Annotated in this window: 11 protein-coding genes and 1 tRNA gene; 5 read left to right on the forward strand and 7 right to left on the reverse strand. The window is 50.6% G+C overall.

The window, feature by feature from the left end:
* Positions 1 to 119 precede the first annotated feature (119 nt).
* Complete coding sequence (locus JTE88_RS09185; RefSeq protein WP_204424161.1) at positions 120 to 2,039, forward strand: Rib/alpha-like domain-containing protein; 1,920 nt, start codon at positions 120 to 122, stop codon at positions 2,037 to 2,039.
* Between the two features lie 174 nt (positions 2,040 to 2,213).
* Positions 2,214 to 2,591, forward strand: coding sequence for a DUF2314 domain-containing protein (locus JTE88_RS07915; RefSeq protein ID WP_204424162.1), 378 nt, complete (start codon positions 2,214 to 2,216; stop codon positions 2,589 to 2,591).
* Positions 2,592 to 2,601: 10 nt separating this feature from the next.
* Here JTE88_RS07915 and JTE88_RS07920 read toward each other — a convergent pair whose 3' ends face one another.
* From JTE88_RS07920 to JTE88_RS07930, 3 genes are all read right to left on the reverse strand, one after another.
* The gene (locus tag JTE88_RS07920; RefSeq protein WP_204424164.1) at positions 2,602 to 3,048 is read right to left on the reverse strand and encodes a hypothetical protein; all 447 of its coding nucleotides are present in this window, start codon (positions 3,046 to 3,048) and stop codon (positions 2,602 to 2,604) included.
* A gap of 5 nt (positions 3,049 to 3,053) precedes the next feature.
* Positions 3,054 to 3,998, reverse strand: coding sequence for a hypothetical protein (locus JTE88_RS07925; RefSeq protein ID WP_204424166.1), 945 nt, complete (start codon positions 3,996 to 3,998; stop codon positions 3,054 to 3,056).
* A gap of 103 nt (positions 3,999 to 4,101) precedes the next feature.
* Positions 4,102 to 5,313 (reverse strand): molybdopterin molybdotransferase MoeA, encoded by a 1,212-nt coding sequence (locus JTE88_RS07930; RefSeq protein WP_204424167.1) that lies wholly within the window; start codon positions 5,311 to 5,313, stop codon positions 4,102 to 4,104.
* A gap of 127 nt (positions 5,314 to 5,440) precedes the next feature.
* On the opposite strand from JTE88_RS07930, the gene JTE88_RS07935 reads away from it, so the two are divergent.
* From JTE88_RS07935 to mscL, 3 genes are all read left to right on the forward strand, one after another.
* Positions 5,441 to 6,022 (forward strand): 5-formyltetrahydrofolate cyclo-ligase, encoded by a 582-nt coding sequence (locus JTE88_RS07935; RefSeq protein WP_239519511.1) that lies wholly within the window; start codon positions 5,441 to 5,443, stop codon positions 6,020 to 6,022.
* Between the two features lie 156 nt (positions 6,023 to 6,178).
* The gene (locus JTE88_RS07940) at positions 6,179 to 6,841 is read left to right on the forward strand and encodes an SAF domain-containing protein (RefSeq protein WP_204424170.1); all 663 of its coding nucleotides are present in this window, start codon (positions 6,179 to 6,181) and stop codon (positions 6,839 to 6,841) included.
* 40 nt (positions 6,842 to 6,881) lie between these two features.
* Complete coding sequence (mscL, locus tag JTE88_RS07945; RefSeq protein WP_204424172.1) at positions 6,882 to 7,259, forward strand: large conductance mechanosensitive channel protein MscL; 378 nt, start codon at positions 6,882 to 6,884, stop codon at positions 7,257 to 7,259.
* A 33-nt stretch (positions 7,260 to 7,292) separates the two neighbouring features.
* Here mscL and JTE88_RS07950 read toward each other — a convergent pair whose 3' ends face one another.
* From JTE88_RS07950 to JTE88_RS07965, 4 genes are all read right to left on the reverse strand, one after another.
* The gene (locus tag JTE88_RS07950) at positions 7,293 to 7,499 is read right to left on the reverse strand and encodes a hypothetical protein (RefSeq protein WP_204424174.1); all 207 of its coding nucleotides are present in this window, start codon (positions 7,497 to 7,499) and stop codon (positions 7,293 to 7,295) included.
* A gap of 13 nt (positions 7,500 to 7,512) precedes the next feature.
* A complete protein-coding gene (locus JTE88_RS07955; RefSeq protein ID WP_204424176.1) occupies positions 7,513 to 11,796 on the reverse strand; it encodes a hypothetical protein in 4,284 nt (1,427 codons plus the stop codon).
* 42 nt (positions 11,797 to 11,838) lie between these two features.
* The gene (trhO, locus tag JTE88_RS07960; RefSeq protein ID WP_204424178.1) at positions 11,839 to 12,744 is read right to left on the reverse strand and encodes an oxygen-dependent tRNA uridine(34) hydroxylase TrhO; all 906 of its coding nucleotides are present in this window, start codon (positions 12,742 to 12,744) and stop codon (positions 11,839 to 11,841) included.
* 51 nt (positions 12,745 to 12,795) lie between these two features.
* A tRNA-Arg gene (locus JTE88_RS07965) sits at positions 12,796 to 12,868 on the reverse strand.
* Between the last annotated feature and the right edge of the window lie 9 nt (positions 12,869 to 12,877).

Below are 12,877 nucleotides of genomic sequence, written 5' to 3' on the forward strand. Positions count from 1 at the left end.
TCCTCTGGCTTGAAATATTCGCTAAAACTCCACATTACGCCCAGAGATTTTGGCGAAATACAAGATCTTCAACGAGATAGCACAAACCCCAGTAGTCTCTAAGGTATGAGAGTAAAAAGATGATCATACCACCAGTACTCGCTGTCGCATTAGCTATCGGTTTCGCACCGAGCGCATTCGCAGCTGAGGAATTTACGGTAACATCCGCGACCAGCCTTGACGAACTCAAGGTTGCCCTAGCAGATGTCACCACACAGACGGTTACCTTCACCGAGGACGTCAACTTCGATGGCGGCATCGTCATCAATCACCCAATGACCTTCGTTGTCAATGACGGCATCGAAGTCAATTTTGAAACCGCAGTCGGCCACGCGCTCGACATCAAGTCCGAATTCACCTTGAACAACCTGGGTGATATCAACCTCGCTTCAAGCGGTGGTTACGGTATTAAGATCAACCAGAAGGTCCCAGGACAGAGCGTTGTCTTCATGGGTGACGTTTCCGGCGACAGCTCGATCAACGTTGGCCCTACCAAGAACTATGGCGTAGACGGTCAGCTCCTTAACGGCCCATTCACTGTCAAGAACACCACTCTTAACATAGCTCCTGGTCCAGATACCCTCGAAGGTCCGATGATTTTCTCCAAGAATGCAGGAGAAAGCGTTAACGCCACCGTACTTTTCGATAACGCCACACTCAATCTCGATCATTCGAGCAAGGACGCAGCCGAGCGTGCAGCCCTCAATTCTGAGCGCGAAATGATGTTCCGTAACAGCGAAATTTACTCCACGACGGTACGCAACTATAACCTCTCTTTCGTCGCCGGTTCTGAAATCACCTTCGACAACTCCATTACCGAGCTTGTGACTGCGCCAGACGCAGTCACCAATGGCTTCTTATTCCTCAAGAAGCCGTTCGTCTCGATCAACACTGGCGATAGCACCATCAACATTCTCGAAAGTGAGATTTCGAGTGATATCCAAGCTACGAGCGGACCACACGAGGCACTCCAATTCCAAGATGCGACGTACAATGTTGTCAACAGTATTGTCATCGCTGACTCACTTGGAGTTGACTACAAGCAAAAGACAGGTTCATTCCTCAATATCTCCGGCGATTCCAAGGTTGAGATCCCTGGTACAGCCGCAATGCCGAACAACAAGATCACCACTGTGATCGACGGCGGCACTGTTGTCCTTCCACAAAATGCAACCGCAAAAAACACTCAGGGACAAGACTTATACGAGTTCATCTCCGATGGCGCATCCGAAGAAGTCCTCATTAACTGCACAGATAAGGCCTACACCTACCCGGTGAGCAAGATTTCAAACGATGTACTCAAGCATGTATGGGCACCAGCGGTAAACGTCGACTACTACGTCAATGAAACCGATGATATGCCCGCTGATACTCGCAAGCTTATTGCAGGAACCAATGTCGACGAAGAACTCAACAGTGTTGACTTCTTTACCATCCCTGAGGTCCCGACAGGTTTTTCTGGCAAGTTCGTCATCTTCGACCCAGCTCCGGAAAGTGACTTTACCTCCGCAAGTAAGGTCTGCAAAAACACCAAGGTGACTTTCCGTATCAACCAGACTCCACTCGTTCCGATTCCAGACGTTGAAACCACCGACCTCGACGTCTTCGTTGGCGACACAGTCGAACCAACCGATGGCCTTGTTGACCTCCCCGAAGGCGCAACCGTCACGATCGTTACCCCAGCAGACACCACCAAAGCTGGCGAAACGACCCAGACCGTGAAGATCACCTTCAAGGACGGCTCCTCAGTAACCAAGACCATCAAGGTCACCGTCGCTGAACACCTCACCCCGCTAGTTCCGGCACAGCCAATAACTCCAACCGAGCCGACTGAACCAACGGAAAAGCCAACTAAGCCAACAGTTCAGCCAACCATGCCAGAAAAGCCAGGTCTTGCAAAGACCGGTATCTCAACTGGAACCGCTGGCTGGCTAGCTGCCCTGCTCATGATTTCAGGTGCTGGAATAGCCTTCACTGTCAAGCGTCGTAAGAACGCCTAACGGTACATCGTGTTATAAGCCAATAATACGATCTAACAGTGTGTGCCCTGCAGATTTTCTGCAGGGCACACACACTTTCATACACCATTTCATACCTGACAAGACATCGTTGGCTTATCCAATGTAGGGTTATCCAGTAACCTATGTGCGCTATCACAAATTAAAGGAGCGATCGTGACTACCACTGAAACAACTCACGAATGGGAACTGTGGAATGCCCAAGAGCTTGCATCAATGCTTGACGGCTTAACTATTCCTGCGGCAGAAGAACTAGCCAAGGTTCAACCTGGCGATATCGTGAAATTAGTTTTTGGTCTCGTTAACCCAGAAACCGAGATCGCTGCCGAACGCATGTGGGTTATGGTCAACGGTCTTGATGCAGCTGGATTTACCGGAACACTAGACACTGATCCGGAAGTAATTACTTCACTACAAGCCGGCGATGAAATCAGCTTCGACTCCAGTCACATCATTGAAATCTTCGACGAAGAAGCCTATCAAAACGGCTCCGGAGGCTGCGGCGGTAATTGTAACTGCAACTGCGGAAACTGAACTTAGCTAGCTACTTTTCAGCAATAGCCCGGTACACCGCTGCGGCGGTTTGTGCCGGGTATTGCACTTCGTGCGGCGAAAGAACAGTCATGTCTATGGAAATATCAGCAGTAATGGTTCGCACAGCTTGAAAATACGGCTCTGACCGCAACGAAAATAATTGACGCAATGACGGCCTATACTCAGCATCGATAGCAATGACGGACTCCACGCGATGCGTAAACGTTCTATAGAAATCTTGTGCGACGCGAACTGCTAAGCCACGAGCAACAAGAACAACCGGTTCATCAGATACCTTATGAGCATCTCGATCAATAAGTTCACCTATTGCTTCTCGAGACGCACATTGCGTCAGATGAGGAGCTGCTAGCGCCCATGCAGGTGGGAGATGATCCGCCACTTCGAGCCAGGAATCAAAAGACTCACCGGGAGCATGAAGAAAAACTACTGTTGTCATCGGTCTTAGGCCCGACGGCGAGATAGCAACGCGTCGAGCATCGAACCGCCACCTAAAACATCGTCACGGCTTGTTTGTTCCTCGTCAACCGGTGCATGTGCTTGAGCAACTGGAGCGTCACCGACACGTTCATGTAGCCGAGTTGGACGGAAAGGAACATCGACCATCTGCGCTTCGCTCGGCTGGTGAGGCACAACAGACTTCAAAGTATATGACGGCATGGCTGGAACTGCGAGAGCAGCCGTACGAGCCTCGATTTCTTCGCGAGTCATCTTACGAACCGGTGAGATCTCGACTGGCGCTTGGAGTGGGGTCTGTTCACCTGCGGCGTCGTCAGCAACCGTGCTCACCTGGTTTTCATTAAAATCAGGTATTTGCACAGCGGAGTGCACTTGAGGTTGCGCCTCTGGTATCGACATGCCAGCACGTGAGTGTTCCCGCAGAATTTTACTAGCAGCACCAATACGCTTTGAATCCTCTTTATCAGCTTTGAGCATCTCGTTCACAACGAAACCCAACCCAGCCGAGTAAATACCCATGACGGAGGTAACCCCAATAGCAAGGGCAGAAGAAATACTGGCGATACCCACAGCAATCCATGCACCTACAGTAAATAACATGAGGACGAGACCAATCATCATGCCGCGCATCTGTCGGGCATGGCGGGTTGCCATTCGAGCACGAGCACGTGACCGGTCTCGTGCGACGCGACGTAACTGTTCGCTCGTCATTAGTGGTGTCATGATTCGCTCCGTTAAAAAGATTTTCCCGTGGGTAGCAGGCGACGGCGATACGGCGAAAGTACACTCGTCAATCAAACGCAAGTCTTCTGCAAACCGATCATCAATCTGTGCATCCCCGAGAACTTGGCGCACACGCAAAGCTTGAGGAACAAGATAAATGAGCAGAAAGACAGCGACAATCGCGATGCCAAATCCTCCGAAACCCATGCTCTAACGGTAATAAACCCCTTCAATAAAGCGGATATTTCGATATGGTGTGTTGCTCATGTTGTCGAAAAAATCAGACATGAGCCACAGTATTACCACACTATTAGCGATCTAACACTTCACAGACCAGTTCATCGCCTACAGCTACCTGCGTGCGGTCTTCTGGCACGATCGCCAAACAGTTAGCTGCCGATAACGCAGTCACCAGAGGACGACGCGGATCACCGGTTGGCTCGAGTTGGTATCCATCGCGCGGATTACCCAAAACGCGCGCCCGTACAAACTCACGCTGTCCCGCAGGTGATTCCCAACCCCGAATCACTCGTGCCTTGATCGATTGGCGATGAATGTGGGAATGACCGGCCATCTTACGTAACGATGGTCGAATAAAAACTTCAAAATTTGTCAACGCAGAAACTGGATTGCCAGGCAAGCAATAAACAACGGTTGCGCCTATCCGTCCGACGCCAAGCTGCCGCCCTGGAGACATTGCAAGGTTGTCGAACCGAACGTCACCTAGTTGATGCATGACATCTTTAACGGTGTCTCCGCCACCGTAAGACAACCCACCAGTCGTAATAATGATATCGGCACGAACTAGTTGATCCTCAATCATGTCCCGCAATTCACGAGCATCGTCTGGAACTGCACCAACTCTGAAAACATCACCACCTGCGTCACTAACTGCAGAGGCCAATGCATGTGAATTCGCATCAAAAACCCGACCTCGATGTGCTTTGGTACCAGGCTCTTGCAATTCATCACCAACAGACATGATAACTACTCGTGGTCGAGGATGAACCATCACTCGCGAGTGCCCAGCGGAAGCCAACATAGCTACCTGACGTGAACCAATACGAACGCCAGGTTCTAAAATAATTGTTCCCGCTTGTAGATCCTCAGCCCGCCCACGCACGTTTGCACCGGGCTCTACACCGGCCGTTATAGTAACTTCTGCACGTCCTTGATCGGTAACTTCAATCGGAACAACCGCATCTGCTCCGGTTGGCATAGGGGCACCAGACGAGATGCGCATACAGGCACCGTCAACAATGCTTTGCGCACCGGTAGAATCTGCACGTATCTCGCTGATAACGGGGAGCTTTACGGGTATAGCCTCAGTTGCACCAAAAACATCTGCCGCACGAACTGCATATCCATCACGTCCAGCCAAATCAGCTGCCGGTAAATCCACTAAAGAGCGAATGTTATCTGCCAGAATTGTGCCAACTGAGTCGTGCAAAGTTACAGTAAACGCAGGTAGGGGTGAAGCGATTGCTAAACAATCGGCAAGGTGATCGGCAACTGACTTCATGTCTCTTCCTTCGAACTAGTGTTAGTTCCAGTTTATCTGCTTCGCGCTGAAGGTTGCGCATCTTGACCGAGATTCGTGGGACAATAGAAAAATGAACTCCGTGCTGAGATTACCTGACACATCAAAAATGGATATCGAAGAAGCAAAACAGGCGATTCGCGCCCTCATACGGGAACGACGCAACGCCAAGGCACATCTTTTTTCTGATGAATGGGTTGGGCCGGTCATGGATTTTACTGCTGGTCTCGACGTCGTTGCCTGCTACGTATCTTTACCCAACGAACCCCCGACCGGCCCAGTTCTTGACGCACTGGAAGCTTCAGGGAAAACGATCTTATTGCCAAAACTTGGACCTGGACTAACCCGTGCTTGGGGAGAATATCGGGGAAAAGCAGACTTAGCGCAGCTAGCTCCTAGTCGACCACTAGAACCCTCTGGCCCGGCCTTACCACAAGACGTACTAGCCAATGTTGATGCGATGATTATCCCTGGACTTGCGGTGTCTCATTCTGGGCAACGCATGGGGCAAGGCGGCGGATGGTATGACCGAGTTTTGAAAACTGAAAACTTGACTCGACGCATTGGTCAGATGGTATTTCCTTGGGAATACGTCTCTGATGACCTTCCCCAAGACGAGCTCGATGTTCCTATCCCCTACGCTCTATTGCCGTCAGAATGGGTCGCTACAACTGCTGCTGGTGGTAACTAAACACTGCACAGTGTTGTGAAACGCCGCAACGCTACGGTAACTAGGCCATATATCTATGTGAGGCGCTTGTTATCCACATTCACACCAAGATTCTGTTTTCCACAATCATCGATAACTAGCACGCTTGGACATGTGAAAAATTGGCAGACTTAAGTTATGCCTACAACAATCCAAAAATATCAGCGACTTCGCGCAGCAATGTGGCGCTGGAGATGGGCTGGAATAACACTCATCGCCGCCCTATCCATCCAGCAGGTCACTACCGCTTTAGAACTCTCCCACCAAACTCCGCACCATACATTTGTTGCCTCAACTGATCTACCAGCAGGTCACGAAATAACCTCAGACGATCTTCAAACCCAATTGGTCCATGAACTTTTACCCGGCATGCCCTCAGATGCCACTGACCTCTTAGGACTACATCTTCTCACCTCTGTTACTGCTGGTTCACCCATCACAAAAAACCAAGTACTTTCACCAGATTTTCTCAACCAAGCTCCGCCGGGTTTCGTCATTGCATCTGTTCTTCTTGCAGACACTGGCGGTCTATCCATGTTACAAACTGGAAGTTACGTAGATTTATTTGCCCCCGCTAGCGAAAACTTCGACAATCGCACCCCAGAAGCTGTGCTACTTGCACAACATATCCGCGTAGCGGGTATCGCTCATGACACCGGAGACTCAAATTTCTTCCGTGATGTCCCCGACACAACCAGGTTCTTCTTAGAAATACCCGAGTCAGCCGTTAAGGTAATTTTGGGCGCAGGGACGCACACGCCGCTCATAGCGGTGGTATCACGTTCTTCCCAGATTCAGTAACTATAAGGTATATAAGCACCATTCATGAAAGGAACTCACTATGCTTCAAGGCTTTAAAGATTTTATTAATCGCGGAAACGTCGTCGACCTCGCAGTAGCTGTTGTTATTGGCGCTGCATTTGCACCAGTAATCTCATCGTTAACTGAAAAGGTCTTAATGCCATTGGTTTCCGCGATCGTCGGAGAGCCAAAATTTGACCATATTGGCGAATTCCACATCGGACAAACTGCAATCCAACCGGGTTTCTTCCTCACTGCAGTAGCAAACTTCATCATCGTAGCAGCCGTCATTTATTTCTGCGTCGTTGTGCCAATGAACGCTTTAAAGGCGCGTAAGAAGATCGAAGCTACAAGTGAACCACCTGCACAAGACGTCCAGCTTCTGACCGAAATCCGCGACTTACTCGCACAGCGCTAAACAACAGCCACCCGCTCCGCCACGCAAACGACATCAGATTTTTCCGAAATGTGGCGGTAAATTCTCTATCAACTCACGTTCGTGAGGACTGAGCGCCTGAGGTTGCGCAGATCGTTGAACAACACCAGTTTTCGATCGTTGCATCACCGGACCTGCATCTGTTACATGTAACGCCTCCTCAGGCGCACTAAACTCGCCACGAGCCAACCGTTGCGCATCAACTCGAGACAAACGAACCACTCGTCTCGATTTTCTATTGCTCATCCCGAGCAACTCCCACACGGCGCACAATATTAGCCAAAACTCGTTCAATCTGACTACCACGGCGCAATGCTAGTTCGTTTCGCACTTCAGTCACATATTCCGCAACGCTGCGCTCAATACCATCAGAGGCAATCCACATAACGAGTTCTTCAAGCTCATTATCTGTGTAGCCAGCAATTTGCAAACCAGGAATGACGGCTGGCCGATGGGAGCGAGGCTTGCTTGCCGCAACCTCCGATCGCGCTGAGTCCGCAGATTCAGAAGGTTCTCCCCACTCATCCACGCTCGGCACCATCTCGACTTGTGGATCGCGTAACGCTGCAGAAGACGACCGAACTGCATCTATCACACGTTGCGCCTCACCTTGTGGGTCGATAAAAAGAGACGTTGAAAAGGTTTGATAAACTGACCAGCCACGCGATTCCAGAGTCTGGCGGCGATAGCGATCGCGACGACGCAACGACTGCGTATCTGCATATCTCACGTCGTCATACACGACTGCTACAGTCCACTGTTCTGGAATATCAGGGTGGCCCACAATCAGCGGAATGCGCCACTGGCCTTGACCAACATTGGCTCGCGTAGTGAACCCTGCACTCTCAATTCGTCGAGCTAAATCAGCGAGCAACGGCGCCACGTCACCCTCTGATTCAGGTAGCGCACTTTCACGGGTGTATCCGCCAGCCTCAGAAAGTAGTTCAGCTAATAACCGTGGGCCTGGAGTTGAGACCCGATTCAACGAGATCTCTCCAGGAGCAATCGAGGAAATAATTGTCATCGAAGTACGAGCTGCTTCGATGGCATCAATCATGCCTGTTAAGCCAAGCGGCGTAGAAAGTGCACCAAAGGAATGTAAAACCCTACCATGAACGGTCTTGCCCAGACCGACCGATAAAATCACATGATCACGATGCAAACCCCCTGCGGCCATAATATCGACTACCACGAAAGGCTCGCCTTTATCGCCGCTATATAGCGCTGAAAGCTCAGAGGAATCAGTACCAATATGCCGCAATGCTTCCCGGATACGGTGAGCATGAACGGGAGAAACCGTGATCACTGCCAGCGACTCATCTGGACGGCTCATTGCATGCGCCAAAACAGCTTCAACAACTGCATCAACTTCAACTTTAGGAGCTTCTACTGCTCCTTCACCCGAAGCGCTTGGAACACCTCGACCATCAACAACAACGAGTTGCGACTTGCGCTCAGAATCCACTGCTGGGATTTGCTCAAGCACATCATCATAGCCGTGAGCACGCAACGCTCGAAGTGACAACTCATCAAGCTGCGCCCGATTTGTTGGCAGTTGACATACCGGCAAAACTGCAGATAGAGCACGCAAAACTCCATTCTCACGCTCAACCAGTTGGGCACGGCGCAGATCACCAAAAACAACCATTTGGCGTCCGCGAGTTAATGACGAAGCTACCGAAGCAACAGTTGCGTTATCGGAGACATCCATCATAACAAGATCAACCCATGGCATAGGAGGAATAAACTCCGCTGCGATCGTCGCCGGGACAATCCACACCGGACGAGCAACCTGTACCAGCCGCTGGTAGGTGGCAATCACATCGCGCAGAACAGACACGCCGTTTCGGGCTAACATACTGTCAAGCTTCAACGTGTCATTTCGGCGATCAATCATCAAATCGCGAGCATTGTTCACTACTGCTAACTTCACGGGGCCAGCCTTCGAAGCACAATGAGCAGTGTCAAGTTCACGCAACGAATTGAGCAAGCGGGCTAAATCCTGTGGACCAAGATGAGCCAGCGACGTCGAATGGACGATAAGCTGTTCAAAAATCGACGACGAGTATGCCAGTTCGAATTCAGCGTCGATATCTTCAGCTCGAACATCGCGCCCCAGCATATCGTCCAAGAAACGCCCAAGCCCCCGACTACGTAACTCATTCATCGCGGCATTACGCTCTGGGAAAATAGCCATATGTGGCGCGTCCGTAGCAAGATGACCGACCCGCGTACGCAACTGTTCGAAGTCCATCGAAAAGAAATCTTCACCAGCAAGATGATCTGACAAGAAGCTTAAGTCGGTGAACAATTCTTCGCTGGTAGCACGCATCTGGTTGAGCCCCTGCGGTAGCTGAGGCCAACCGCCCTCAGCTGTGTATCGCCGCCACGTTTCCCTGCGTTCTTGAACTTTGACTAACTCGGCGTGCAAGTCCTTAACCACCACGCCAGGACGCACCAAATCTTGAGCTTGTTTCTTAAATCGACGCCGTTCGCCTCCACGCATGTTGTGCCCATGCTTGTCGCGCCACTCGCGCGAGGCCGTTGCAATCACCATGTCCATTGCAGAGGTCTCGAAGATTTGAGGGAGGAAAATATCGAGCGACTCAGAAATTCCATCGAGCACATCGATTTGTTCTTGCCACTGTGCCACCGTGTTCGCCTGAGCTAAACCAGTCTCCCCTGCGGCACGAGAAGATTGAGCAACTATAGCTGGGATGGACAACTCATTTAGCCGGCGCACTGCGTCTAAAGCTTGACTACCCAGTGCAGGATCAGCAATATCCGTTGCAATCCAGGCCGACCGTGCCACTTGCGGATCGAAGGCATGGCGTTCACCAGCAGTTGCTAAGAGCTCCTTGATCTCTTCCAAATGCTCCCCAGAAATACTCTCGAGTGTTTGGGCATCGAAGCGCACCTTGGTGAGCGGGGCATTCTCGCCTTCTGTCGAGGCAGCAAGCTTTTCGAGCAGATCGTAAACAGAAACGCCCCAATGTGGATCGACATCATGCAACTCATATATGAAAGTTTCGAGCGAAGAGCGTACGTGCATGAGCTGTGTACGGTTTTCCAAAGTTTCCTCAGTGGGTAATTCTGGACGTTCCACACGCATTCCGGTCCGTAAACGATGAGGCATGGATTCAACATCAGAAAAATCGGCAACCAAATCACCCAGACCATGAGCTTCGAGTTCGGCAATGAGCTCGGTTGCACTGGAAGCTCGTGAAGGCACGATCATAATAGATCGTCCGGAAGCTACGGTATCTGCAGCAATTGCTGCCATTGTTGCCGATCCTTGGGACCCTGGCGGGCAATCAACGACAAGAGAGCGACCTGCCGCAACTGCTTCCACGATATCGAGTTCGGCGGGGTCGAGATCACCTACTCCGCGTTCAAGCTCTGGATTGCGATCTTTTGGATTTCCTGGAGGTAACGGAATTGATGTTAGCTCACGAGCCTCAGTATCCCCGGCAAGGGCGAGCATAGTTCCCGAGGTACGAATATAGGGCTCCATTGCTTCCAAATCAGCAAGCATCGTTCGCTCCGGTTGGAAAAAGGAACCTAAAACAATCTGTGACTCGTAGGCAAAACCCGGAAGATAGATTCGGCCAAGCTCGGTTAGTCGAGTGATCAGTACTTCGACGGAGCTTCCTTCGCTAGCAATCTGTCGAAGATTTGCCAATTCTTCCGAAGCGGCTCCGTGGTTGCGCAGGGCCCGAATCACGGCTGTGTTGATGTCGAGAACTGGCAAGAGCTGGAGCAGAGCATCTTTTTGTGAATGGAAAAAAAGTCGTACTGGACGGTAAAGGGCAACCTCGCGAAGAGTACGGGCTTGACGAATCTCCTCGTCATGAACAATGCCTGAGTTTTGCTCACCAGTAGAATGAGATGTTTCCTGGTTGTTCAGTGCTTTGTGCGTAGCAGTATCAGCAGCCGAATCTGAGCCAAATACTTCTGAGGCGAGAGCATCATCTACCGATAACTGCAATTCTCCGGTTACTGTATAGCTAACCTCAGGAATTTCAGCATGCTTCGGTTCAGGCAATTCGGTCCACGTCATAACCCCAACCGCCAAACTTGCTGGTGCGTGTCCATACGTTTGTGCAGTTAGGTCAAGATCTTCCCGGAGTCGCGCTAGTTGCATTTTTGCTTGCGCAAGAGCACGCTCTTCGCGAATCAACGATGACAACCGTGTTGCTTGATAAGCGTAAAACTGAGCAGAACCAGTTGGATGGATCTGCGTCAGATCGATTCGACCTGGCTCACGTCCGGCTTCATTTTCATCAGCTGCGACTACTCGTTCTTCCAGTTCAGCATGCCATGATTTAAAGGCTTCATTCATGAGCGTTTCACGTGAAGCAAGCAATTCCGGGGTGCGAGTAGGTAACGTTGGCTCTTCGCTCGGCTCTGGAGCATCATCGACACGTTCGTGGGTGTCCGCTGATACTTCGGGCTCTTCGATATATTCATCGGATATTGGTTGCGACTGTGCGTTTTTCTTCCACTTAAAAAAGCTCACGTTAGTACCTCTCGCCGTCTACTTCTTCACTCGGGAATTAATCTACGCGAGTGCTTTCGCATGTTTTTGGCAGAATACTGGCTGTTGCGCGCAGGATTCACATGTCACTAAGCGTTCGCGACAGGAAGGCTCATCACAGTTATGGAGCTTGCTGGTAGGCTCTCCACATGAATGGCACGAACCAATAACGTTAACCTCGCCCCGGTCGAAATCCATCACTTCGCGATTATCGAAAACTGTCAGTGAGCCCTTCCAACGTCCGGTATTACCGAACATTTCGCCGTAACGAACAATGCCGCCATCCAGCTGCATAATTTTTTCGAAACCGCGTTTCTTCATCAGTGCGGTTAAAACTTCACAGCGAATTCCACCGGTACAGTATGCCAAAATCGGTTTGTCTTTCAGATCATCAAATTCACCGGATTCGATCAACGATATAAAGTCATGCGTAGTAGAGGTGGGCGGTACGACGGCTCCATCGAATCGACCAACTTCAGCTTCGATAGCGTTACGCCCGTCAAAGAACACCAGATCCGGATTCTCCGCAATGACTTTTTCAACTTCCTCAGGACGGACGTGACGCCCGCCGCCTACCACGCCGTTTTCATCTACCTCAAGTTCGTCTGGAGCACCAAACGCTACAATTTCTTTACGCACTTTGACCGACAAACGAGGGAAATCATGAGCAAAGCCCTCCCCATCTGTGCCAAGCCCTTCGGAAATCTTCCACTCAATATCCGCAAATTCTGGATACTGCTTCATTCGCTTAACATATGCTTTACATGCATCAACAGTGCCTCCAACAGTGGCGTTAATTCCATGCTTCGAGATCAGAATTCGTCCACGGAGTTTCAAGCGCTCACATAAATCCCACTGCCAGAGCTTCATAGCTACTGGATCAGCGATTGGAGTGAATTTATAGAACAGTAAAACTCGCGAAATTGCCACAGTATTTCCCCTTTTTTGCAGTGCCCAGAGATGTTCTGGTGTGGAAATGCGTGCCCCCGATAGGAATCGAACCTACGACACCGGCTTTAGGAGAGCCGTGCTCTATCCACTGAGCTACGAGGGCGCACACTCT

It is taken from the genome of Arcanobacterium phocisimile (genome assembly GCF_016904675.1).
In the GTDB taxonomy this organism is placed as follows: Bacteria; Actinomycetota; Actinomycetes; order Actinomycetales; family Actinomycetaceae; genus Arcanobacterium; species Arcanobacterium phocisimile.